The organism is Sphingomonas sediminicola (genome assembly GCF_049991885.1).
GTDB lineage: Bacteria > Pseudomonadota > Alphaproteobacteria > Sphingomonadales > Sphingomonadaceae > Sphingomicrobium > Sphingomicrobium sediminicola.
In genome coordinates this window covers 191,463-213,692 of the sequence record NZ_CP178916.1, presented here as the reverse complement: position 1 = coordinate 213,692, position 22,230 = coordinate 191,463, and the positions used below count along the sequence as shown (strand labels likewise).

Sequence of the window (22,230 nt, the reverse complement as noted above, 5' to 3'; positions counted from 1 at the left end):
ACTTTAGATTTTGCCTAGCAACTGATCATTAGCTGCTGCCTCTGAGGTTCAATTTCCCCATTCAGCGATGAGGCTCTTGGTCTCAGGCTCCTCGACCCACACGCGGTCGAATTCCGCCGAAACCACGCATTGCGGAGGCGCATTGGTACTTTCCGTCCTGCACGCAATCACCTGACCGGACGGAAGGTGCCGCAGGCGACCTGACAAAACGAGATTATAGCCTTGCCGGGAGGGTTGTTTGTCATCCGGCAGGATTTTCGTCGTTTCATATGCACGGCCATCACGGCGCCCGGTCCGGGGATCGGTCTTGGTGAAGAATTGCGCCAGTCCCACGCGATACTTGCGATCGGGTGCTGTAATCCGAACCGCGGCAACGTCATTCGTCTCGCTCGCCAAGCCTCCGTCGGAAACGCCCGGATCCAGCTGGGACGGAATCACGGAGCAGCCATCCGTCAGCAACCATGGCCTATACATCCAGAACCCTTCGACCGCCTCCACGGATTCATCAACTACAGAGGCGATCCATCGGTCATTGAGCGTCAAGTCGGGGGCTGCCCGCAGTCGCAATGTGCGATCCTTTTCGTCGAACCGAACATTGAATGGACCGGTCGCCTGTCCTTGGGCTGCCGGCTTCGCTGTCTTCTCTACCTCCGGCGGCGATGCTGGTGGTGCGCAGCCAAAGCGAATTCGGACCTCGAACCGCTTTCCGTCGAGCCTTCGCAGATCATTCGAAATGTCCTCTCCGAGCGCAGAAGCGCTGGCAGCCTTGGCGACCTCGATCAACAGGGCAGCCCGGTCCATCGGCGGCTCTGCAACTGGGAGCCTGGGCAGCTGGACGACCGCGTTGGCCTGATTCTCGTCTACCTCGTCCTGCGGAGCTTGCCGACAACCCACAGCAAGAGCGGCGACCGCAACCGTGAGCGAAGACCATTTCAACTGAACACGCGTGCACATGACCGGGTGATAGCATGGGTGAGCGAATGCGCGACCCTGCGACCCCGACGCGGGTTGCGCGTTCTGAACTCCAACGGCCATAGGGGGCAGAATGACGGCGAGCCAGATCATCACGTTGCTCGTGCTCGCGGCGGTCGTTGGAGCCCTGATCTACGACAAACTGCGGGCAGATGTCGTTGCCCTCACGGGCGCCGCATTTCTGCTTATGACCGGGGTTGTCCGGCCAGTCGAAGTTCAGAGCGCTTTCGCGAGCCCGGCCATCGTTGCTCTGGCCTCACTCTTCGTCATTGCCTACGCAATGGAATTGGCTGGCCTCCTCGACGAAGCGATCCGGCGCACTGTCAGGCTCTGTAGCCGCATCGGGCGCGCGGGGCTGTGGGTTCTGATCGGGCTTGCGGGTGTCGGATCGGCCTTCCTCAACAATACCCCGATTGTAGTGCTCAGCGCGCCCGTTGTTCGCGACGTGGCACGCTCGCTCGGACAGTCGCCGAAGGCCTACCTCATCCCGTTGTCCTATGCAGCCGTCCTTGGAGGCTGCTGCACGCTTATTGGGACGTCCACCAACCTGCTCGTCAACGACATGGCTTCGGTTGCCGGCCAACCTCGCTTCGGAATTTTCGAGATCACGCCCGTCGGCATCCTGGTTGCCGTCGCGGGCGGCGCGTACCTGTTCTTGTTCGGTCCGCGACTTGCGAAATCAGACAATGACAAGCCAACGGCAACTGTCGACGAGGCAATGCAGCCGCCGACCCGGTTCCGCGAGCCCGGCCTTGCCGGAGGACTCGTCGGTACCGCCGAACCCTTCGCCAAACAGGTCAAACTGAAGCCGGTCGCTGCGCTAATATCCACCGTGATTTTCGTGGCGGTCGTTGCCCTGGCGGCACTGAACGTCGCTCCCATCGCCGCCTGTGCCTTTGCCGGAGCAGTTCTCCTGATCCTGCTTCGCGTCATAACTGCTGAAGAGGCCTACAGCGGGCTCAGGCCCGAAGTTCTCATGCTGATCGCGGGAATGGTGGTGCTCGGCATCGCGCTCGACGAGACCGGACTCGCTTCCTCCGCAACGGACGCGCTTATCGGGTCGATGGAAGGTATGCGCCCGCTCGTTGCGCTCATCATTCTTTACGGCGTGACGCTGTTCGCGACGGAACTGCTGTCCAACGCGACGGTCGCGGTACTCTTCACGCCGGTCGCAGTCTCTATGGCTGAGGCCTTCGCGGTCAGCCCCCGCCCCTTTCTAGTCGCAGTGATGATCGCCGCGAGCGCCGCGTTCGCAACGCCGTTCGGCTACCAGACCAACGTGCTCGTTTATCAGATGGGCGGGTACAACTATCTCGACTTCATGAAGATCGGCATCCCCCTCAACCTCATCACCTGGGCGGCCGCGATCGTCGCGATCCAAATCTACTTTCCGTTCTAACCTAGTGACAGCTGCAACTGCACGCTAAGCCTCCCCCGTGACGGCAATTCCTGAAATCGTCCCGGACAGCGAACGGCGCGGATTCATTGGTGGGCTGCCGCCGAGACTGCGCCCCTATGCCTCGCTCATGCGGCTCGATCGGCCGATCGGCACGTGGCTCCTCTACTGGCCGTGCGCGTGGAGCGTCGCGCTTGCGGGCGTCGATGGACGCTGGGCCATGGTCCTGTGGCTGTTCCTCGGAGCCTTCGCGATGCGGAGCGCGGGCTGCGTCTACAACGATATCGTCGACCGCGACCTCGACCGGCAGGTCGAGCGAACGCGCCTGCGTCCCCTGGCGAGCGAGCGAGTATCGTTGCGGTCCGCATGGATGCTGATTGCGCTACTCTGTGCGATCGGCCTGATTGTTTTGGCTCAACTCAACACAACCGCTGCCGTCATTTCGCTGGTCAGCGTTGCGCCGGTCGCCGCCTACCCCTTCATGAAGCGCATTACCTGGTGGCCGCAGGCTTGGCTCGGTGTCGTCTTCTCGTGGGGAGCGCTAGTAGGCTGGCCGGCGGTACGCGGAGCGCTCGACCTTCCGGCGCTGCTGCTCTGGTTTGGGAGCATCGCCTGGGTGATCGGCTATGACACGCTCTACGCAATCCAGGACATCGAGGACGACGCATTGGTCGGTGTGAAGTCCTCCGCGCGGCGGCTCGGCGACAAGGCCCCGCAGGGCGTTGCCCTGTTCTACGCGCTGGCCATCGCACTCTGGGCGACCGCCGTCTGGACCGTGAGGCCCGACTGGCTCGCGCTTGCCACGCTAGCACCCGCGGCTTTCCACCTCGCCAATCAGGCGCTGAGGGCCGACCCGAAAGACGGCGAAGGCGCGCTTCGCCTGTTCCGTTCGAACCGGACCACCGGCTTGCTGATCTTTCTGGGAATGCTGGTCGTCGGTCTTTCCAGCCGCTAGGCGCGTCCAATGCTGTCAGAGGATAAAGCGCGCGAAATCGCCCAATCGCTCGTCGAGAAGGCGCGCTCAGCGGGCGCGGACAGCGCCGACGCAATCTACGTCGGATCGGAATCGCAGGGGGTGCAGGTCCGCCTTGGCGAGCTCGAGCATGTCGACCGGTCCGAAGGGGAAGAGGTCGGACTCCGCGTCTTCGTCGGACACCAAAGTGCAAGCGTAGCATCGTCCGACTTTTCCCCGGATGCGCTGGCGGAGCTCGTCAATCGGGGCGTCGCAATGGCTCGCGAGGCCCCAGAAGACCCGTATGCCGGCCTTGCTCCGCCCGAGCTGCTCGCGCACGGCCCATTTCCCGACATCCAGTCGGAGGACTCCCGTCAGGAAGATCCCAAGGCTTTGCGCGAGCGGGCGCTCGCGGCCGAGAACGCGGCGCTGGCCGTCGAAGGCGTCACCAATTCCAGTGGCGGATCGGCTGGCACGTCCGCGAGCACGGTAGCGCTGGCGACCTCGGGCGGCTTCAGCGGAGCGTATCGCTCGACCGGCCACAGCTGCTCGGTGACGGTCATCGCGGGTGAAGGCCCGACGATGCAGCGCGACAGCGCTTGGCACGGGGCCCGGCATCTCGAAGACCTGGATGCGCCCGAAGAAGTGGGGAAGCTTGCGGGGGAACGCGCCGTAGCCCGGCTCAACCCGATCAAGCCAAAGCCCGGCCGCTACGCCGTCCTGTTCGATCCGCGTATCGCGGGTTCGCTGCTGGGGCATTTCATCGGTGCGATCACCGGGTCGTCCGTGGCTCGCAAATCTTCTTTTCTGCAGGACAAGCTTGGGCAGCAGATTTTCGCGACCGGCGTGCGGCTCATCGACGATCCGCTTCGTCCGCGAGGACTGAGGTCACGGCCTTTTGACGGCGAAGGATTGCCGGTGACGACCTCGGCGCTGGTCGACAACGGAGTCCTGAAGACCTGGCTCGCCGACAGCGCCTCGGCCCGGCAGCTTGGGATCCAGCCCACCGGTCATGCCGTGCGAGGAGCGGGCGGCCCGCCGGGCGCGGGTCCGAGCAATCTTTACCTCGCTCCAGGATCGCGTAGCCGCGATGAACTGCTCGCTGCTTTCCCGGAGGCATTGCTGGTCACCGAGCTCATCGGCCAGGGCGTCAACGGCGTGACCGGAGACTACAGCCGGGGAGCCGCAGGCTTCATGGTCCGGAACGGGGCAATCGCCGAGCCTGTGCAGGAGATTACGATCGCCTCGAACCTGCTCGACATGTTCGCGACACTTGAACCTGGAACTGACCTCGAGTTCCGCCGAGGCGTGGACTCGCCGACGCTCCTGGTTCCGGAGATGACCGTCGGCGCGGCTTAGTCCGCAGTTTCGATTGCCGGAATCCCGAGCCGCATGATCTCGATCTTGGTGCAGCGGTCCATCACGACCTTCAGACCGGCAGCTTCCGCCCGGGCGGCCGCTTCCTCGTTGACGATGCCGAGCTGCATCCAAACGGCCTTGGCTCCCGCCGCGATCGCCTGATCCACTGCTTCTCCTGCCGCGATCGGCCGGCGGAAGATGTCGACGATATCGATCGGCACTCCGATCTGGCCAAGGTCGCGCCAGACGAACTCGCCATGCACGCGCTCGCCCGTGATTTGCGGATTGACCGGAAGCATCCGGTAGCCGTGCCGCTGAAGAAAGGCCGAGACACCGTAGGACGGGCGATCCGGCCGATCTGAGCAGCCGAACACGGCAATCGTGCGAGCGCCGGACAGCAATTCCCTGATGTAATCGTCAAGTGTGAGCGACATCTTCAATCTCCTGCCGCCTCAATGCTTCAGCGGCGGACTCTTTCCAGCGCTTCGCTGATCGTTGCCGCGAGATCGGCGAAGGCCTTGGCTTCCGGACCATCGCCCGCAGCTGGCGGCCTGCCGGCGTCCGACGCTGCGCGGACTGCCGCCGAGAGGGGCAGCCGGCCTAGGAACGGCACTCCGATTTCCTTCGAAGCCGCTTCAGCGCCACCGCTTCCGAACGGATCCGAACCCTCGCCGCAATGCGGGCAGATGTAGCCGGCCATGTTCTCGACGATGCCCAGCACCGGCACGTTCATCTTTCGGAACAAGTCGATCGCGCGCGTTGCATCGATCAGCGACAGGTCCTGAGGCGTCGAAACGATGATCGCGCCGTCCGGCCGCGACTTCTGGATCAGCGAGAGCTGCACGTCGCCAGTCCCGGGTGGCAGGTCGACGACCAGCACCTCGGCATCGCCCCAGTCGGCATCGACCAGCTTGGCGAGCGCTCCGGTCGCCATCGGCCCGCGCCACGCGAGTGCGTGACCTGGCGAGACCAGATGTCCGAGCGACAGGAACTTAAGGCCCTGAGCCTCGACCGGAATGAGCCGGTCATCTTCAGCCGTCGGCTTCGTGTCCGATCCGAGCAAGGTTGGCTGCGACGGACCGTAGACGTCCGCGTCCACCAGCCCGACCTTCTTTCCACTCCTGGCCAGGGCAATGGCGAGGTTCGCGGCAACGGTGGACTTGCCGACGCCGCCCTTCCCGCTGCCGACGGCAATCAAAGTGCGGTGCGGCTGCGAGGCAGTCATCGCGATACGCACTTCGTCCACACCCTCTATCGCGGAAGCTGCATCATGCAGCTCGCGCTCGAGTTTTGAACGATCGGCGTCGCGCAGTCCGCTCGCGTCGACGATCAAGGTCGCGACGCCCTTGTTCATACGGCGTGAGCGTATGCGTCCGGCTTCAGGATGCCTGTCCAATATTCCAAGTGCGTCGGTCTCAACGGTCATCGCCGCGCGACATAGGCGCTTGCCCTCCGCTTTCCACTGTTTTTCACCATTTGCGCTCCCTATAGTAGGTTACATGAATATTCTTTCGGGGCTGGGGCCACGGGCGCGAGCCCTCTTCAGCGACAATAAAGGGCCATGGGGACCGGCGAGCGAAAGCGAGCCGGAAAGCGGAGACAATCAGCCGAGCGGGCCTTGGGGCGAAACGCCCAAGCGCAAACGGACAGGTGGCGGCTCACCGCGTCAAGTCTCTTCGCTCGACGACTTCCTACGCAAGGGCCGCGAGCGGTTCGGTGGTGGCGGTGGCGGCCTCCCAGGCGCGCCGAGCCGTTCGGTCATCACATGGGCCATCCTGGGCGTCATCGGTCTGTGGCTGGCATTCACGTCGTTCCACCTGATCGCGCCCGGCGAGCGCGGCGTGGTCACTTTATTCGGGCGTTATAGCCATACGCTCAAACCCGGCGTCGGAATGACGTTCCCTTACCCGGTCAATCGGGTCCAGAAGATCGACGTCGAGAACATCCGCGAGTTGGCGCTGGGTTCGGCCAGCACCGAAACTCTGATGCTGACGGGCGACCAGAACATCATCGACATCGCTTACACTGTGCGCTGGAATATCCGCGATCCGGAACTCTATCTGTTCCAGCTCGCCCAGCCCGACGAAACGATCCGCGAAGTGGCCGAAAGCGCCATGCGGGCAGTCGTTGCAACAGTCTCACTGAACGACGCGATCGGCGAGGGTCGGGGCGAGATCGAAAACCGGGTAACCGACAGGATGCAGACGATCCTCGATGCCTATCGCTCGGGCGTCGTGATCCAGGGCATTGCGATCCGGCAGGCGGATCCGCCGCAGGCTGTTAATGAAGCCTTCAAAAAGGTGACCGCAGCCCAACAGGATGCGCAGTCCTACATCAACAGGGCGAATGCATACTCGCTGCAGCTGACCCAGAAGGCGCAGGGCGAGGCCGCGGCGTTCGACAAGGTCTACGAGCAATACAGGCTGGCGCCGGAGGTGACCCGTCGCCGCATGTACTATGAGACGATGGAGCAGATCCTTCCGAAGATGCCGAAAACGATCGTCGAGGCGCCGGGGGTGACGCCCTACCTTCCGCTTCCGGAAGTCCAGAAGCAGTCGCAGCAGCAGTCGGGAGCTGGCCAATGACCGACTTCATCCGCCAGCGCCCGTTGCTCAGCGGCATCGTAGCCCTCCTTGCCCTGTTCATCCTGTTCACCGCTTTCCCGATCATTCCGGAAACGAAGCAGGCGGTGGTCGTCCAGTTCGGGAAGCCGGCCAGGATTCTCGGCAGCACCCGGGCAGGCCTCAACTATCGAATCCCGTTCTTCGAAAACATCGTCTGGATCGACAAGCGCGTTCAGTCGGTCGACATGGATCGGCAACAGGTGTTGTCCACCGATCAGCGCCGGCTGGAGGTCGACGCCTTCGCGCGGTACCGCATCGTCAATCCGCTGTTGATGTACATCCGCGCCGGAGACGAGGAGCGCCTTCGCAAGTCGCTGGTGCCGATCCTCGGCTCGGAAATCCGCAATGAGCTTGGCAAGCAGCAGTTCGCCGCCTTGCTCTCTCCGGAGCGGCAAGGCGTCATGGAGAACGTGCGCCGAAGCCTCGACCGGATCGCCGCCCAATATGGCGCACGCATCATCGACGTCCGCATCAAGAAGGCAGATCTGCCCGACGGCACTCCTCTGGATGCCGCGTTCGACCGGATGCGGACCGCCCGCGAGCAGGAAGCAAGGTCGATTCTCGCCGAAGGTGCCAAGCGCGCTCAGATCATCCGCGCGGAGGCGGATGCCGAAGCGGCGCGAGTTTATGCTGCCAGTTTTGGGAAAGACCCGGACTTTTATGAGTTCTACCGGGCAATGCAGTCGTACCAGATCACGTTCCTGGGCGACGGCACCCAACCGCCTCCTGCCGGCACGAACCTCATTTTGTCGCCTGACAATGACTATTTGAAGGAATTCACTGGCAGGGGACGATAACCCTCGTTCAATCCGCGTTCAGGCGTTCGGTATAGCGCGAACGTGGAGTTAAAACGTGCAATTCATGGAGTTTCGATGAGATCGAAGGAGTCCGGGACGGTGCGCTACGCCTATGGAGTTGCAACGGCGCTGCTTTTGGGTGGATCCGCCTTTTCCCTCGCAACCGGGCAAGCCGGTGCGCAGGTTGCACAGAATGCACCGGCGGCAATGGCCCCCGGCGGTGCGCCGCAATCTTTCGCCGACCTCGCGGCTCGGCTTCAGCCGGCGGTGGTCAACATTTCCACCAAACAACGCGTGCCCGTGAGGACGCAGGCCGATCCGCTGGAGGAATTCTTCCGGAGGTTCGGGTTCCCCGAAAATCAGCAGGGGGGTCCGGACGGCAGCAGCGGCGGGCCAAGGACGCGCGAGACCGGCTCGCTCGGCTCCGGCTTCATCATCTCGCCAGACGGCTACATCGTCACCAACAACCACCTCATCGCGAGCGCGACAGGCAACGGAACGGTCGACCAGGTCACCGTCACGCTGACCAACCGGAAAGAATATCCGGCACGGATCATTGGACGCGACACCGCATCCGACCTCGCATTGCTGAAGATCGAAGGTCAGAACCTGCCCTTCGTGGATTGGGGCGACAGCACCAAGGCGCGCGTTGGAGACTGGGTGCTCGCCATTGGCAATCCCTACGGACTGGGCGGCACGGTCACTGCCGGCATCATCTCGGCGCTTCATCGCGGCATCACCGGTGCCGGCGCCTACGATCGCTACATTCAGACCGACGCCTCCATCAACATGGGCAATAGCGGCGGGCCGATGTTCGATCTCAACGGCAGGGTGGTCGGCATCAACTCCGCGCTGATCTCGCCGACCGGTGCGTCGGTGGGAATCGGCCTCGCCATCCCGGCCGAGCTTGCCAAGCCCGTCATCGATTCGCTTCGCCGCGGACAACGTCCGGAGCGCGGCTATCTCGGCGTCGGCCTCCAGCCGCTGGACGAGAATATCGCGAACTCGCTCGGCCTTCCGAAGGATCGCGGCGAGATTGTCCGCTCCATCCAGCCTAACGAGCCGGCGGCTCGGGCCGGACTGCAGCAGGGCGACGTCATCCTGCGGGTCAATGGCCGCGACGTGAACCCCGATCAGACGGTCTCTTTCATCGTCGCCAATACTCCGGTCGGGTCGAAGATACCGGTCGACATCATCCGTGCCGGCCGCCGCCAGACTGTCACGGTCACGGTAGGCCAGCGCCCGACCGAGGAAGAGCTGGCTCGCCAGCTCGGCAACGACAACGAGCCGCTGACGCCGGAAAATACTCCGATCACGCCGGGCAGCGCCGTTCTCGGCCTTTCGCTGCAGCCGCTCAATCCGCAGATCGCCAAGGCGCTGAGCCTTCCGCCGACCGCGCGCGGTGTCGTGATTACGCAGGTCGATCCCAACAGCGACGCCGCGGAGAAGGGGCTGCAACGCGCCGACCTGATTCTCTCGGTCAACCAGCAGGCCGTAACGACCCCCGCCCAAGTGCAGGCAGCGGTCGAAGCAGCACGCCGTTCCGGGCGAACCAGCGTGCTCCTACTGGTCAAGCGCGGCACCGGGCCGGAGGCTTTCATCGGGGTGGACATCGCTCCTCCACGCTAGGAGTCGCCACGGGCAATTGCTGGAGCTAGGTTGCGCCCCCGAATCTAGTGGGGAGTGCGCATGGCTGGTGAACCGACGAGCAGCATTTTCATCGGAAGTGCATCGGGCGGCGCCAATCCGCAGCAGCTCGAGCTCAAGCGGGCCAATCGCCATGGGTTGATCGCGGGGGCGACCGGCACTGGCAAGACCGTCACATTGCAGGGTATCGTCGAGGGCCTGTCTGCAGCAGGAGTGCCGTGCTTCGTCGCAGACGTGAAAGGCGACCTTTCAGGCCTCGCAATGGCCGGCTCGCCGACGTCGAAGGTCCACCCGATTTTCGCACAGCGCGCCACCGACATCGGCATGACCGACTGGACGTATCACGATACGCCGGTCCAATTCTGGGATCTGTTCGGCGAGCAAGGCCATCCCATTCGCACCACCGTCAGCGAGATGGGCCCGCTCCTGCTGAGCCGGCTGATGAACCTCAACGATGTTCAGGAAGGCGTGCTCAACATCGCCTTCAACGTCGCCGACAAGGAAGGCCTGCTCCTCCTCGACCTCGACGACCTGCAATCGATGATGGTCCACTGCGGAGAAAAGGCCGACGAGCTAACGCTCGAGTATGGCAACGTCTCAAAGCAATCGGTCGGATCGATCCAGCGCTCTCTGCTCCAGCTGAGAAGCCAGGGCGGCGACCATTTCTTCGGTGAGCCGGCGCTCGACCTACACGATTTCATCGGTCTCGACGACCAGGGCCGAGGCGTAGTCAACATCCTCGCCGCGGATCGTCTCATGGCAAGTCCGCGTCTCTACGCGACCTTTCTGCTCTGGCTGCTCAGCGAATTGTTCGAAGAGCTTCCGGAAATCGGCGATCCGGAAAAGCCGATCCTCTGCTTCTTCTTCGATGAAGCTCATTTGCTGTTCGACGACGCTCCGCCGGGTCTCCTGGAGAAGGTCGAGCAGGTCGTTCGCCTGATCCGTTCGAAGGGCGTCGGCGTCTATTTCATTACGCAGAACCCGATCGACATACCGGACAAGGTCGCTGCCCAGCTCAACAACCGCATCCAGCACAAGCTGAACGCCTTTACGCCCCGCGACCAACAGGCGGTCAAGGCGGCGGCTGACACCTTCCGGGTCAATCCGGATATCGACGTCGCCACCGCGATTACCGAGCTGAAAATCGGCGAGGCGCTCGTCTCGCTGCTCCAGCCGGACGGCTCGCCCGAGCCGGTGCAGCGGACGCTCATCAAGCCGCCATCGACACGGGTTGGGCCGCTTACGCCGGAAGAGCGAAGCGTCATCATCACCACAGACGCAATCGGCGCCAAGTACGACACTTTGCTCGACCCGCAGTCGGCCGAGGAAATCCTCAAGGCCAAGGCGGATGAAGCGGCCGCTGCTGCGGCGGCGGCCAAGGCGCAAACCGACTCCGAAAAGGCCGCGGCCGAGAAGGCACGCCAGGACGCCGTCGCTGCAAAGGAAGCGGCAAGGGCGCAAGCCGCCGAAGCAAGGCTGGCGGCACAGCAACAGCGCGAACTGGAGCGCCAGCAACGCGAGCAGGAGCGCGAGGACGCGCGGCGCGCCCGCGAGGCGGCCCGGCCGACCATGGCCGACAAGATGATGCAGTCGGCGGGCCGGTCGATCGCCAGCTCGGTGGGACGGCAGATCGGCAACCAGCTCCTTCGTGGAATCTTCGGCGGATTGCTGCGTGGACGATAGTCGCGAGTTGATTGGCGCTCTCGAGCGTGAATGGCGCGACGCGCTTTGCGCAAAGGACGTCGACCGCCTTCGAACCCTGATTCATCCGCGCTTCGTGCTCATCGGAACCCGTTCGACCGGCCCGTTCATTCTCACGCGCGACGAATGGCTCGACGCCATCCAGAAGCGCGAGCTGATATCCATCGATCTCGACATCCGTGACGCCGTCATCTTCGATCAGGTGATGATCGGCACGATCGAGGCGAAGTGGCGCGTCAAATATCTCGGTGGCGAGATCGAGGACTGCGTGCTTCTCACCGACGTGTGGGTAAAGGACGATGAACGCTGGAAGGTGGTCCGCAGGCATTCGAGCCCTGCACCGCCCAACAACAAAGCTTAAGGGGATTGGCGTGGCGACAACAACTCAAGGCGCTGGCGTAAGCGCGATCAAGGAACTCACGCTTCGCGGGATTATCCTTGGAGCGCTCATCACCGTAATTCTGACCGCGGCAAATGTGTACGCGGGCCTGAAGATCGGTCTGACGGTCGCCACTTCGATCCCGGCAGCGGTCATTTCGATGGCCGTTCTAAAATTCTTCAAGGATTCGACGATCCAGGAGAACAACATCGTCCAGACGATAGCGTCGGCGGCGGGAACGCTGTCAGCCATCGTCTTCGTCCTTCCCGGCCTCGTCATGGTCGGCTGGTGGACTGGCTTCCCTTACTGGCTGTCCGTCGCCGTCATCGCCATCGGCGGCATCCTCGGCGTCATGTACTCGGTGCCGCTCCGCCGAGCGCTCGTGACCGGGACCGATCTTCCCTACCCGGAAGGCGTTGCCGCGGCTGAAGTGCTCAAGGTCGGAACGGGCGTCGGCGGCGTCGAAGAGAACCGGCGCGGCCTGAAGATGATCGTCTGGAGCTCTGTCGTGGCGGCGGTCTTCGCCACCCTCGCCCAGACGCGCTTGCTCGTCGGAGAGGTCGCCAAGGCGTTCAAGTTAGGCTCCGGAGCCACCGCCGCCTCAAGCAGCCTCTCGATGCTCCTGATCGGTGTCGGCCACTTGGTCGGCCTCGCCGTCGGAATCGCGATGTTTGTCGGACTGCTAATCAGCTGGGTCTTCCTTGTTCCTCACTACACGTCCATCGCTCCCCAAGCGCCCGGCGTGGAGCTCGACGCGTTCGTCAACGGCGTCTTCCGCAACCAGGTTCGCTTCATCGGCGCCGGCGCGATCGGCGTCGCGTCCATCTGGACCCTGCTTCGGATCATGGGCCCGATCATTGCCGGCATCCGCGGTGCGATGGCGGCAAGCCGGGCGCGCAAGGCGGGCCAGGGCGACTCGCTGCCGCTGACTGAGCGCGATCTTCCGATCGGAATCGTGGGTGGCTCCATTCTTCTGTTGATGATCCCGATTGGCGCGCTGCTTTATGCGTTCGCGAGCACCGATCCGATTGCGTCCAATCCGACCGCGACGATCGTTATCAGCATCCTTTACATTTTGATCGCCGGCATCGTGATCGCCGCAATCACCGGCTACATGGCGGGCCTGATTGGCGCATCGAACAGCCCGGTCTCAGGCGTGGGAATCCTCTCGGTCCTCGGCATTGCGCTGATCCTGGCTGCGCTCTTCCCCAAGGTCGACCCTCAGGCCACCAAAGCGCTCGTAGCGTTTGCACTGCTGGTGACCGCATTCATCTTCGGCGTAGCTACCATTGCCAACAACAACCTCCAGGACTTGAAGACCGGGCAGCTGGTCGAAGCTACCCCGTGGAGGCAGCAGATCGCGCTAGTCCTGGGCGTGATCTTCGGCGCGGTCGTGATCCCGCCCGTTCTGGATCTGCTCAACAGCACGTTGGGTTTCCAAGGGGCCCCGGGAGCCGATGCGAACTCGCTGGCCGCTCCGCAGGCTGCGCTGATATCCGCGATTGCTCAAGGCATCCTCGGCGGCGACCTGGACTGGAAGCTGATCGGCTGGGGTGCCGCAATCGGGGCGGTCGTCGTGATGGTCGACGAGGCGCTGCGCTACACTAAACGGGGATCCCTGCCACCGCTTGCGGTCGGCATGGGCATCTACCTCCCCATGGCACTGACCTTGCTCATCCCCGCGGGGGCGCTGCTCGGGCGGTTCTACGATAATTGGGCGAAGCGAACATCGAATCCCGAATTCGCCGAACGCATGGGTGTTCTCCTCGCCACTGGCCTGATTGTCGGCGAGAGCCTGTTCGGCGTCGCATTCGCCATGCTTGTCGGCGCAACCCGGCAGGACACGCCGCTCGCGCTGGTCGCCGAGAATCCATGGGCTGTGCCGCTCAGTATCGTGGTTTTCGCGGGCGCGATCGTCGGGCTCTACGCCTGGACGAAGCGCGAGGCATCCGCACCCATCGAAGCCTGATGCGGGAGATCCTCGGTCTATTGGTGATGGCCGCGCTCGCGGTTGCAGCGCCGGCCGAGCCTCTCAAGTTCGCGGGCCTTTATCGGATAAGTCAGATGGAGATGGCCGGCGGGCTCGAGCTGCGACCCGATGGCCGCTTCAGGTACGCGTTCGACTATGGCGCTGTCTCCGAGGAGAGCGAGGGCACTTGGGCGGTTCGCGATGGAACCGTGCTGCTTACGACAGATCCCATGCCTCCACCCGCGGAGTGCGATCGGGGCTTCGCCTCGGCCTGCTTCCGGGACACTCCGCTGACGGCCGACGACGAGAACCTGATCCTCTGGCGCTGGGACGCGCGGATCGTCCTGAAACCCGTTCAGCCCCGTCCGCGGTAGGGTTGCACGCCCTGGTCGGGCAGCCAGAGGCCTTCCGGCGGGTTTCCGCTCTGCCAGAACACGTCGATTGGCATTCCTCCGCGGGGATACCAGTAGCCTCCAATGCGGAGCCATTGCGGCTTCATTTCCTCGACCAGCCGCTGGCCGATGCCGACAGTGACATCCTCGTGGAACCCGCAATGATTACGGAAGGAGCCGAGGAAGAGCTTCAGGCTCTTCGATTCAACGATCGTCTCGGCGGGTGCGTAATCGATCACCAGATGCGCGAAGTCGGGCTGGCCGGTCACTGGACAAAGCGACGTGAACTCCGGGGCCGCGAAGCGGACAAGATAGAGCGTGCCGGGACGCGGATTGGGCACATAGTCGAGTTTGGCTTCCTCCGGGGAAGCCGGCAGCGGCGTCGCCTTGCCGAGGTGGGTCGTTTCAACCATCGGGCGGCCACCTATCAGTCTTGGCGGTTCCCGCCTATCCTGCCTGCTTCATCAGGGGGTGAACGATGTTTCGAGCGGCATTTCTGTCCGGGATGCTTGTTGTCGCGTCAGGAACATCGGCCGAGCCGCCGCCGCTGCTCAAGACTGCTGACGCACAAGCAATTGCCGCGCTTGTTTCGGGAGGCGCAGCGAAGCAAACCGTCCAAGAGCTCTCGCTGAACCACCGAATGCGCGGATCTGAGGGTTACCGTCGAGCTGCCGAACTCATTCGCAGCCGGCTGGAGGAATATGGGCTGGCGGAGGCGAGCATCATCGCTCTGCCCGCCGATGGGACGATCTTCTACGGGACGCAGCGGTCTCGTCCCGCTTGGAACGGGGAATTCGCGGAGCTTTGGGAGCAGCGGCAGGAAAGTGGCCGCTGGATCGATGCAGAGCGCATTGCATCGTGGGAAGACCAGCCGATCACTCTTGCGCAGGATAGCGTCAACGGGTCGGCCAACACCTCGCTGATCGATGTGGGAACGGGCACCTCTGATCGCGACTATGCGGGGAAAGACGTTCGCGGAAAGCTGGTGATGACATCGTCACAGCCGGAAGATGTCGCCAAGCTCGCGATCACTAAATATGGCGCTGCCGGGATCGTCTCCTGGGCGCAAAATCAGAAGCAGGCCTGGTGGGGCGAGGACGAGAGCCTGATCCGCTGGGGCCATCTCGACACGTGGAAGGACCCGACCTTCGCCTTCATGGTCTCCCCGGCGCGGGCCCATTCGTGGCAGGAGCGGTTAGCAAAGGGAGAGACGGTCCGGCTGCGCGCGATTGTTAAGGCCGGGCGTTCGCCGGGGCAGTACCTGATTCCGACCGCCGTGATTCCGGGCCGCGATCGTACCAGGGAGATTGTCTACTCCTGTCACCTCGACCATCCGTCTCCGGGCGCGAACGACAATGCGAGCGGCTGCGCCGGTATCCTCGAGGTCGCGAGAAGCCTGAACCGACTGGTCAAGGAAGGCCGCCTGCCGCGGCCCGAGCGGACGCTGCGCTTCATCTGGCCGTGCGAAGTCGAGTGCACGATCTCCCTGCTGAACGCGCGTCCCGAGTTCGCGGAGCGGACGCTCGCGACCATCCACCTAGATATGATCGGTGGGCGCACCGAAACGACGAAGGGCATCCTCCGCGTCGAAGGATCTCCACCGAGCTCGCCCAGCTTCGTCGATGACGTTGCATTCGCTTTGACTCGCTGGGTCAATCGCCAAACTTTCGGGTTCGCCGACAGCAATTCGGGCGATTGGCCGCTGGTCGATCCGGATGGCGGCAAGGAAGCGTTGCAGGCGAAGGTCGGCGGATTTTCTGAAGGCAGCGACCATGAGGTTTGGGCCGAGGGTAGCTGGAGGACGCCGATCATCTACGTTTCGGACTGGCCCGACCGCTACATCCACACGAACCGGGACGTCCCCGAGAATCTCGACGCGACCAAGATGAAGCGTGCGATCTTCATCGCGGCGGCGTCAGGCTGGTACCTCGCCAATCTCACGCAGCAAGACGTCCCCGCTCTCACTCGGGCGATGAGTTCGGAATCGCTGGAGCGCAGGGCCGCGGCTCTCCGCGACCCACGGCAAGGAGCACTGGAGTATGCCGAGCGAGCGGACACGACCGAAGCTGCGTCCCTGGCCCGGTTTGGGTTGGAAGCTCGGGCGCAATCGGCCGGCTCGGCTCCTGCGCATATCGACGGTGTCGTCTATCGCCGGAAGAGTGAGCCGAAGGGCCCAATGAACGGCTTCGGCTATTCCTGGCTCGACGACCAGCTCGAAAAGTCGAAGTTGCCTCGACCGAAACTGCTCGACCGCCAGGGTCCCAGGGATGGTCCGGCCTTCGCCTACGAAACACTGAATCTCGTGGACGGTAACCGAAGCGTGCAGGACATTGGCAACCAACTTGCCGCTACTGTCGGGCCGGTGCCGATCACCGAGGTTGCGGACTTTCTCGCGACCTTGCAGCGCGTCGGCCTTCTGGAGACTCGCTGATGGACGATCTCGTTTCGACGGAATGGCTCGCGCAGAACCTGGGCCAGGCGGATGTTGTCGTGGTCGACGCCAGCTGGCACATGCCTGCGACCAAACGGAGCGGCCGAGAGGAGTTTCTGGCGGCGCACATCCCGGGTGCGCGCTTCCTCGACATCGATGCTGTCGCGGACACGAGCGCCTCCTCTCCACACATGCTTCCGAGTGCCGAGCAGTTCGGACAGGCGATGGAAGAATTGGGCGTCGGCAGGAATGACCGGATCGTAGTCTACGACAACAGCCCGACGCGGAATGCCGTCCGCGGCTGGTTCATGCTCCGCCATTTCGGAGCTCCGAACGTCGCCGTGCTCAACGGCGGCTTCCAGAAATGGCTGGACGAGGGACGGCCGACCGAGAGTGGCGAGCCTGCTCCCCGGAACGCAATTTTCGATGCGATCGAACGGCCGAACGAAGTCGTCACGAAACGTGACGTGCGCGCCGGTTTAGGCGTTCCGCTGGTCGACGCACGGGGGCGTGCAAGGTTCGAAGGGACGGAAGAGGATCCGCGCCCGGGCGTCGCGGCAGGGCATATCCCCGGCGCACGTAACCTGCCTTATTCGGAACTCTACAACCCCGACGGAACGTTCAAGTCGCTGGAGGAGATCCGGCGGCTATTCGCGGCCGCGCGCGTCGACCCGGAAAAGCCCTTCGTGGCGAGCTGCGGCTCGGGCGTCACCGCCAATTCGCTGATCTTCGCGGCGAAGCTGCTCGGCAACCGCGACACGCGGCTGTACGACGGCAGCTGGAGCGAATGGGGCGCAGACCCGTCGATGCCGAAGGAGAAAGGCCCCGCCTAGCGGCGGAGAAGCTCGGAAAGGTTCGCGAGACCCACGCGGATCGCTTCGGCGACCATGTCCACCGCGACCGGATGCGGTTCGCTGCCCGTGCTCCGGGCGCTGACGACAGCCTCGAGGCCCGCGGCAGCTTCGCCGATCACTCGCTCGGATCGCGTGTCGAAGCAGCGCATCGCCGCTTCGCTGGCGAACTCGATCGCTTCGAACTCTTCCGCATCGCAGGACGGACCGCCCCCGCTCGGTTCGAGCAGGCGCAGGGCGCGCTTCAGGCCGGCAATGCGCGCGGCAAGCTCGCCGCCCGCGACGGGCGCCTCAGCAGCGGCTTCGATCGAAAGGATCTGGAACATCGCGCGCAGCATCGCGCGCGGATGGTCAACAAATGGTGAAGAGGCTTAGGCGCCCTGGGTCGCGTCGATGTCGCGCAGGATCCAGCCGCGCTGCGGGATCGTCTCGATGAATTCCGCGCCGCCGGACGCGCTGCGCAGCTTCTTACGAAGCTTCGAGATGAAGACGTCGATGATCTTCGGCTGCGGCTGGTCGTCGGCCCGGCGATAGAGGTGCTTCAGGAGCATCGCCCGGGTGACGACATTGTTGCGCGCGAAGGCCAGCAGCTCGAGCACGCGATATTCCATCTCGGTGATGCCGATCGGATGGCCATCGATACGGATCAGGCGCTGGACCTGGTCGACCGACAGGCGGCCTCCACAGAGCGTATCGGGCATGTCGCCGCCCGAAGCCTTGAGCGACTGGAGCAGCTTTGACGCCGCCTCCTCGCTGTCTTCCGGCGAAACCCGCTTGGGACTGCCGATCAGCGCCTGCTGGATCTCGCCCATCAGGGTCTGCGCCTCTTCGACGAGGCGAGCGCCTTCCTCGAAGCGGCGGCGTGACCGCTCGAGCATGGACTCAATCTCCACGAGGCGTGCAGAAAGTGTCTCTTCAGCCATGACCTGCCCCGTTCCCCCGGACGTCCAGAATAGTATCCTTTACTGCGGGACCTGCGCCGACGCGACCTGGCCGTCCGCTTCCGGAGCGTTCAGGATTGCGGTCGTCACCGGGCCCTTGTCGACAACGCGAGTATCGGGATCGCCGGCCGTCGAGCGGGCGCCGACCTGCGTGCGGTCGCGGCCTGCCTTTTCGAGCAAATTATATTCGCTCTGACTGCGCGGAGCCGGCCCACCGAACAGGGCGTCGATAGCCTGCTGCTGAGCGTCCTGCGGAGTCAGGGCGGCCGTGCCCGCGACGGGCGGCGTCAGCGTGTAATCCGGCGGAATGACGAGCGGCGCGTTGCGGGCGACCTGGAATTCGTCAGGTCCGGCGCGCTTGCCGCTCAGGATCGAGCAACCGCTCAGGGCGACTGCCGAAAGGGCCAGGAGCGGGATGATTTTACGCATGTTCGGCATTCTCCTTTGGCCGATCCTTAACCAGGAAGGCCCGCAGTAACAGGATGGCGACGCCAATGCTAATGGCTGCATCGGCGACATTGAAGATGAAAAAGGGACGAAAGTCGCCGAAGTGCAAATCGGCGAAGTCGACGACATACCCATGGCGCACCCGGTCGAGGATATTCCCGAGCGCACCACCGAGAACCATCCCGAGCGCGATCTGGTCCCAGCGCTTTTCCTCTCGCCCGATCCACCAGGCGACGCCGACCGCGATCGCCGCGGTGACGAGCACCAGGACCCAGCGCATCGCGTCGCTCGACGCCTGGAACAGGCCGAGCGAGATTCCGTGGTTTTCGGTGTAATTCAGCCGGAAGATCGGCAGCACTTCAACGGACTGCGTGTTGCGCAGGTCGAGCGGGCCAAGCACGACCCACTTGGTGATCTGCTCGAGCACGAAGACGATCGCGGCGATGCTGAAGCCGATAGCGCCCTTACGCATCCAGCACTTCCTCGCAGCGCGCGCAGAGCTCGCCGTCTTCCTTCACTTCCGGGAGGTAGCGCCAGCAGCGGCCGCACTTGTGATTATCCGTTTCATCCACCCGCAGCGCATCGCCCGCGCTCACTGACGAGACGATGAACAGTTCGGCCAGCGCGTCGGGGGACGCGGCCAGCTCGGGAACCGTGACCACCGCCTGAAGGCTGGAGCCGATGACCTTGTCGCGGCGGAGCGGCTCGATAGCTTCCGTGACCTGCGTCCGAAGCTCGCGGAGCTTGGCCCAGCGTCCGTCATCGGCGGGAACGTCCGGGATCTCCGGCCATTCGACCAGATGCACGGACTTCGCCTCCGGATAGCGCGTGCCCCAAACCTCCTCGGTGGTGAACACCAGCACGGGCGCGAGCCAACGCACCAGCCCCTGGAACAGCTCGTCGAGAACGGTGCGATACGCGCGCCGCTTGTCCGTCTGGAAGCCTGTCTCCGCATTCACTTCGCAGTAGAGGACGTCCTTGCGGATATCGAAATAGAAGGCCGAAAGATCGTTGTTGGCGAAGTCCGACAGCAGCCGCGTGTAGGTGTTGAAGTCGAAGTCGTTGACCGCCTGGCGCAGCTTCTTGTCCAGCTCCGCGGTCAGGTGGAGCATGTACAGCTCCAGCTCCGGCATTGCCTCGATGCCGACCTTCTCCTCCTCGCGGAAGTCGGCGAGCGCGCCGAGCAGATAGCGGAAGGTGTTGCGGAGCTTGCGGTATTGGTCGGCGACGCCGGCGAGGATTTCCTTGCCGATGCGGTGGTCCTCGGTGAAATCGACCGAGAGCGCCCACAACCGCAGGATGTCGGCGCCATGCTCCTTCATCAGGTCGAGCGGATTGACCGTATTGCCGAGGCTCTTCGACATCTTGAGGCCCTTGGCATCCATCGTGAAGCCATGGGTCAGGACGGCGTTGAACGGCGCCCGGCCGCGCGTTCCGCAGCTTTCGAGAAGCGAGGACTGGAACCAGCCGCGATGCTGGTCCGAGCCTTCGAGATAGAGATCGGCGGGCCAGCGTTGCTCGGGCCAGCGGCCGCTCTCCAGCACAAAGGCGTGGGTCGAGCCGCTGTCGAACCAGACGTCGAGAATGTCGGTGACCATCTCGTAATCGTCGGGGTTGCGATTGCCGAGAAAGGCGGCGGCATTCTCCGCGTCCCAGGCATCGACCCCCTGCTCGCGAATGGCGGCGACGATGCGCTGGTTTACCTCATGGTCGACGAGCAGCTGGCCGGTCTTGCGATCGACGAAGAGTGCGATCGGCACACCCCAGGCGCGCTGGCGGCTGAGCACCCAGTCCGGACGACCCTCGACCATCGAGCCGATGCGGTTGCGGCCCTTTTCGGGAACGAAGCGAGTGTCGGCGATAGCGCGCATCGCCAGCTGGCGAAGCGTCGGCGTATGCTCGACCGCCCCGCCCTCATTGTCCCAACGCTGCTCGGCGAAGCTTTCGCAATGATAGCTGGGCAGCGGTCGGTCCATCGCGACGAACCATTGCGGCGTGCAGCGGTAGATGACCTTGGCCTTCGACCGCCACGAATGCGGATAGCTGTGCTGGAAGTCCGCGCTGGCGGCGAGCAAAGCACCGGCCTCGCGCAGGTCCGTGCAGATCGGCCCGTCCGGCGCGTTGAACTTGTTATTGATGACGCTGCCCTGCCCGCCGAGCCACAGCCAGTCGGGCCGGTAGAAGCCCGCCGCATCGACCGCGAAGACCGGGTCGATGCCGTTCGCCTTGCACAGCTCGAAGTCGTCCTCGCCATGGTCGGGCGCCATGTGAACGAGCCCCGTGCCCTGGTCGGTGGTGACGAAGTCGCCCGGCAGGAACGGCCGCGGCTTGGCGAAAAAGCCGCCGAGCTTATGCATGGGGTGGCGGGCGATGGTGCCGGCGAGCTCAGAGCCCTTGAACTGCTTCTCGATCTCGACGGTGAGCTTCTGCAAGCGATCAACGACCTGCGGGAGTAAGCCTTTAGCTACAAGCAGTCGACGGCCCACAGACGGGTTGACGGCTGGGCCCTCGTGGAGACCGGCCTTCACGCTCACGAGGACGTATTCAACGTCCGGCCCATAGGCGATCCCCTGGTTGACCGGAATCGTCCACGGCGTCGTCGTCCACACGACCGCATGAGCGCCAACCAGCTCGGGTATCGGGCTCTCGACGATCTCGAACGCCACATCGATCTGCGTCGAGGTGATGTCCTCATATTCGATCTCGGCCTCGGCCAGCGCGGTCTTCTCGACCGGCGACCACATGACCGGCTTGGCGCCCCGATATACCTGCCCGCTCTCGGCGAACTTCATCAGCTCCGCGACGATCGTCGCCTCCGCCTGGAAATCCATCGTCAAATAGGGATGGTCCCAGTCGCCGCCGATGCCGAGCCGCTTCAGCTGCTCGCGCTGCGTGTCGACCCAATGCTGGGCATAGGCGCGGCACTCGGCGCGGAATTCCTTGACCGGCACCTCGTCCTTGTTGAGCTTCTTCTTGCGGTACTGCTCCTCGACCTTCCATTCGATCGGAAGCCCGTGGCAGTCCCAGCCGGGCACGTAGGGTGCGTCTTTGCCCAGCAACGTCTGAGTGCGGACGACCATGTCCTTCAGGATGTGATTCAGCGCATGGCCGATGTGCATGTCGCCATTGGCGTACGGCGGGCCGTCGTGAAGGATGAACTTCTCGCGGCCGGCGCGGCTGGCGCGGACCTGCTGGTAGATGTCGCCTTCCAGCCAGCGGGCAAGAATCGCCGGCTCCTTCTGCGGCAGGCCGGCTTTCATCGGAAAGTCGGTCTTGGGCAGGAAGACGGTCGGGCGATAATCCCGCTTCACTTCAGTGGTGTCAGGGCTGTCGGCCATTGCGCGCGGCTCTAGCGGGGGCGTCCCGGATTGC

At 63.8% G+C, this 22,230-nt stretch carries 21 protein-coding genes; 12 read left to right on the top strand and 9 right to left on the bottom strand.

The window, feature by feature from the left end; all coding sequences use genetic code 11:
• Positions 1 to 48: 48 nt before the first annotated feature.
• Positions 49 to 894, bottom strand: a complete 846-nt coding sequence (locus ACMC5O_RS01120) for a hypothetical protein (RefSeq protein WP_426693113.1) — start codon at positions 892 to 894, stop codon at positions 49 to 51.
• 151 nt (positions 895 to 1,045) lie between these two features.
• Here ACMC5O_RS01120 and ACMC5O_RS01115 point away from each other — a divergent pair, with 151 nt between their 5' ends.
• From ACMC5O_RS01115 to ACMC5O_RS01105, 3 genes are read left to right on the top strand one after another with little or no spacing between them, the layout of a single operon-like run.
• Positions 1,046 to 2,371: an SLC13 family permease gene (locus tag ACMC5O_RS01115; RefSeq protein WP_426693112.1), complete on the top strand. Its 1,326-nt coding sequence runs from the start codon at positions 1,046 to 1,048 to the stop codon at positions 2,369 to 2,371.
• A 37-nt stretch (positions 2,372 to 2,408) separates the two neighbouring features.
• Positions 2,409 to 3,323, top strand: coding sequence for a 4-hydroxybenzoate octaprenyltransferase (ubiA, locus tag ACMC5O_RS01110; protein WP_187708050.1), 915 nt, complete (start codon positions 2,409 to 2,411; stop codon positions 3,321 to 3,323).
• A 9-nt stretch (positions 3,324 to 3,332) separates the two neighbouring features.
• On the top strand, positions 3,333 to 4,679 hold the full coding sequence (locus ACMC5O_RS01105) for a TldD/PmbA family protein (protein ID WP_187708051.1): 1,347 nt from the start codon (positions 3,333 to 3,335) through the stop codon (positions 4,677 to 4,679).
• On the opposite strand, the gene ACMC5O_RS01100 is transcribed toward ACMC5O_RS01105, so the two are convergent.
• Together ACMC5O_RS01100 and ACMC5O_RS01095 are read right to left on the bottom strand one after the other, a co-directional pair.
• Positions 4,676 to 5,113, bottom strand: coding sequence for a CoA-binding protein (locus ACMC5O_RS01100; RefSeq protein WP_187708052.1), 438 nt, complete (start codon positions 5,111 to 5,113; stop codon positions 4,676 to 4,678). The genes ACMC5O_RS01105 and ACMC5O_RS01100 overlap by 4 nt on opposite strands.
• Before the next feature lie 26 nt (positions 5,114 to 5,139).
• Positions 5,140 to 6,105, bottom strand: coding sequence for an Mrp/NBP35 family ATP-binding protein (locus ACMC5O_RS01095; RefSeq protein WP_187708053.1), 966 nt, complete (start codon positions 6,103 to 6,105; stop codon positions 5,140 to 5,142).
• A gap of 73 nt (positions 6,106 to 6,178) precedes the next feature.
• On the opposite strand from ACMC5O_RS01095, the gene hflK reads away from it, so the two are divergent.
• From hflK to ACMC5O_RS01060, 7 genes are all read left to right on the top strand, one after another.
• Positions 6,179 to 7,264, top strand: a complete 1,086-nt coding sequence (hflK, locus tag ACMC5O_RS01090; protein WP_187708054.1) for an FtsH protease activity modulator HflK — start codon at positions 6,179 to 6,181, stop codon at positions 7,262 to 7,264.
• Positions 7,261 to 8,100 (top strand): protease modulator HflC, encoded by an 840-nt coding sequence (gene hflC, locus ACMC5O_RS01085; protein WP_426693111.1) that lies wholly within the window; start codon positions 7,261 to 7,263, stop codon positions 8,098 to 8,100. The genes hflK and hflC overlap by 4 nt, the downstream gene beginning before the upstream one ends.
• Positions 8,101 to 8,175: 75 nt before the next feature.
• Positions 8,176 to 9,729, top strand: coding sequence for a Do family serine endopeptidase (locus tag ACMC5O_RS01080; RefSeq protein WP_426693110.1), 1,554 nt, complete (start codon positions 8,176 to 8,178; stop codon positions 9,727 to 9,729).
• Positions 9,730 to 9,789: 60 nt separating this feature from the next.
• Positions 9,790 to 11,430 carry a helicase HerA-like domain-containing protein gene (locus ACMC5O_RS01075; RefSeq protein ID WP_187708056.1) on the top strand — a complete coding sequence of 547 codons (1,641 nt, stop codon included), beginning with the start codon at positions 9,790 to 9,792 and terminating at the stop codon, positions 11,428 to 11,430.
• Positions 11,420 to 11,809 (top strand): nuclear transport factor 2 family protein, encoded by a 390-nt coding sequence (locus ACMC5O_RS01070; RefSeq protein WP_187708057.1) that lies wholly within the window; start codon positions 11,420 to 11,422, stop codon positions 11,807 to 11,809. The genes ACMC5O_RS01075 and ACMC5O_RS01070 overlap by 11 nt, the downstream gene beginning before the upstream one ends.
• A 4-nt stretch (positions 11,810 to 11,813) precedes the next feature.
• Positions 11,814 to 13,796 carry an OPT family oligopeptide transporter gene (locus tag ACMC5O_RS01065; RefSeq protein ID WP_426693541.1) on the top strand — a complete coding sequence of 661 codons (1,983 nt, stop codon included), beginning with the start codon at positions 11,814 to 11,816 and terminating at the stop codon, positions 13,794 to 13,796.
• Complete coding sequence (locus ACMC5O_RS01060; RefSeq protein ID WP_187708058.1) at positions 13,796 to 14,170, top strand: hypothetical protein; 375 nt, start codon at positions 13,796 to 13,798, stop codon at positions 14,168 to 14,170. The genes ACMC5O_RS01065 and ACMC5O_RS01060 overlap by 1 nt, the downstream gene beginning before the upstream one ends.
• On the opposite strand, the gene queF is transcribed toward ACMC5O_RS01060, so the two are convergent.
• Positions 14,152 to 14,601: a preQ(1) synthase gene (gene queF, locus ACMC5O_RS01055; protein WP_187708059.1), complete on the bottom strand. Its 450-nt coding sequence runs from the start codon at positions 14,599 to 14,601 to the stop codon at positions 14,152 to 14,154. The two genes, ACMC5O_RS01060 and queF, sit on opposite strands and share 19 nt — an antisense overlap.
• A gap of 65 nt (positions 14,602 to 14,666) precedes the next feature.
• On the opposite strand from queF, the gene ACMC5O_RS01050 reads away from it, so the two are divergent.
• Together ACMC5O_RS01050 and ACMC5O_RS01045 are read left to right on the top strand one after the other, a co-directional pair.
• Positions 14,667 to 16,619, top strand: coding sequence for a M28 family peptidase (locus tag ACMC5O_RS01050; protein ID WP_426693109.1), 1,953 nt, complete (start codon positions 14,667 to 14,669; stop codon positions 16,617 to 16,619).
• Positions 16,619 to 17,452, top strand: coding sequence for a sulfurtransferase (locus ACMC5O_RS01045; RefSeq protein WP_187708062.1), 834 nt, complete (start codon positions 16,619 to 16,621; stop codon positions 17,450 to 17,452). Before ACMC5O_RS01050 ends, ACMC5O_RS01045 begins: the two co-directional genes overlap by 1 nt.
• On the opposite strand, the gene ACMC5O_RS01040 is transcribed toward ACMC5O_RS01045, so the two are convergent.
• Genes ACMC5O_RS01040 through ileS form a run of 5 tightly spaced genes read right to left on the bottom strand, consistent with a single transcriptional unit; the run spans position 17,449 to position 22,196 of the window.
• The gene (locus tag ACMC5O_RS01040; protein ID WP_187708063.1) at positions 17,449 to 17,808 is read right to left on the bottom strand and encodes a hypothetical protein; all 360 of its coding nucleotides are present in this window, start codon (positions 17,806 to 17,808) and stop codon (positions 17,449 to 17,451) included. The genes ACMC5O_RS01045 and ACMC5O_RS01040 overlap by 4 nt on opposite strands.
• Before the next feature lie 33 nt (positions 17,809 to 17,841).
• The gene (locus ACMC5O_RS01035) at positions 17,842 to 18,393 is read right to left on the bottom strand and encodes a winged helix-turn-helix domain-containing protein (RefSeq protein ID WP_187708064.1); all 552 of its coding nucleotides are present in this window, start codon (positions 18,391 to 18,393) and stop codon (positions 17,842 to 17,844) included.
• Positions 18,394 to 18,432: 39 nt separating this feature from the next.
• Positions 18,433 to 18,840 (bottom strand): DUF3035 domain-containing protein, encoded by a 408-nt coding sequence (locus tag ACMC5O_RS01030; RefSeq protein ID WP_187708065.1) that lies wholly within the window; start codon positions 18,838 to 18,840, stop codon positions 18,433 to 18,435.
• On the bottom strand, positions 18,833 to 19,330 hold the full coding sequence (gene lspA, locus ACMC5O_RS01025; RefSeq protein ID WP_187708066.1) for a signal peptidase II: 498 nt from the start codon (positions 19,328 to 19,330) through the stop codon (positions 18,833 to 18,835). Before lspA ends, ACMC5O_RS01030 begins: the two co-directional genes overlap by 8 nt.
• Positions 19,323 to 22,196: an isoleucine--tRNA ligase gene (gene ileS / locus ACMC5O_RS01020; protein ID WP_187708067.1), complete on the bottom strand. Its 2,874-nt coding sequence runs from the start codon at positions 22,194 to 22,196 to the stop codon at positions 19,323 to 19,325. Before ileS ends, lspA begins: the two co-directional genes overlap by 8 nt.
• Positions 22,197 to 22,230 lie beyond the last annotated feature (34 nt).

What these genes read in the sequence shown, in the direction of transcription:
- ACMC5O_RS01105 (WP_187708051.1), top strand. Translation starts at nt 3,333, where the DNA reads ATGCTGTCAGAGGATAAAGCGCGCGAAATCGCCCAATCGCTCGTCGAG.
- ACMC5O_RS01115 (WP_426693112.1), top strand. Translation starts at nt 1,046, where the DNA reads ATGACGGCGAGCCAGATCATCACGTTGCTCGTGCTCGCGGCGGTCGTT.
- ACMC5O_RS01040 (WP_187708063.1), bottom strand. Translation starts at nt 17,808, where the DNA reads ATGCTGCGCGCGATGTTCCAGATCCTTTCGATCGAAGCCGCTGCTGAG.
- ACMC5O_RS01060 (WP_187708058.1), top strand. Translation starts at nt 13,796, where the DNA reads ATGCGGGAGATCCTCGGTCTATTGGTGATGGCCGCGCTCGCGGTTGCA.
- ACMC5O_RS01050 (WP_426693109.1), top strand. Translation starts at nt 14,667, where the DNA reads ATGTTTCGAGCGGCATTTCTGTCCGGGATGCTTGTTGTCGCGTCAGGA.
- ACMC5O_RS01035 (WP_187708064.1), bottom strand. Translation starts at nt 18,393, where the DNA reads ATGGCTGAAGAGACACTTTCTGCACGCCTCGTGGAGATTGAGTCCATG.
- ileS (WP_187708067.1), bottom strand. Translation starts at nt 22,196, where the DNA reads ATGGCCGACAGCCCTGACACCACTGAAGTGAAGCGGGATTATCGCCCG.
- ACMC5O_RS01100 (WP_187708052.1), bottom strand. Translation starts at nt 5,113, where the DNA reads ATGTCGCTCACACTTGACGATTACATCAGGGAATTGCTGTCCGGCGCT.
- ACMC5O_RS01080 (WP_426693110.1), top strand. Translation starts at nt 8,176, where the DNA reads ATGAGATCGAAGGAGTCCGGGACGGTGCGCTACGCCTATGGAGTTGCA.
- ACMC5O_RS01045 (WP_187708062.1), top strand. Translation starts at nt 16,619, where the DNA reads ATGGACGATCTCGTTTCGACGGAATGGCTCGCGCAGAACCTGGGCCAG.
- ACMC5O_RS01075 (WP_187708056.1), top strand. Translation starts at nt 9,790, where the DNA reads ATGGCTGGTGAACCGACGAGCAGCATTTTCATCGGAAGTGCATCGGGC.
- ACMC5O_RS01095 (WP_187708053.1), bottom strand. Translation starts at nt 6,105, where the DNA reads ATGACCGTTGAGACCGACGCACTTGGAATATTGGACAGGCATCCTGAA.
- ACMC5O_RS01030 (WP_187708065.1), bottom strand. Translation starts at nt 18,840, where the DNA reads ATGCGTAAAATCATCCCGCTCCTGGCCCTTTCGGCAGTCGCCCTGAGC.
- queF (WP_187708059.1), bottom strand. Translation starts at nt 14,601, where the DNA reads ATGGTTGAAACGACCCACCTCGGCAAGGCGACGCCGCTGCCGGCTTCC.
- hflC (WP_426693111.1), top strand. Translation starts at nt 7,261, where the DNA reads ATGACCGACTTCATCCGCCAGCGCCCGTTGCTCAGCGGCATCGTAGCC.
- lspA (WP_187708066.1), bottom strand. Translation starts at nt 19,330, where the DNA reads ATGCGTAAGGGCGCTATCGGCTTCAGCATCGCCGCGATCGTCTTCGTG.
- hflK (WP_187708054.1), top strand. Translation starts at nt 6,179, where the DNA reads ATGAATATTCTTTCGGGGCTGGGGCCACGGGCGCGAGCCCTCTTCAGC.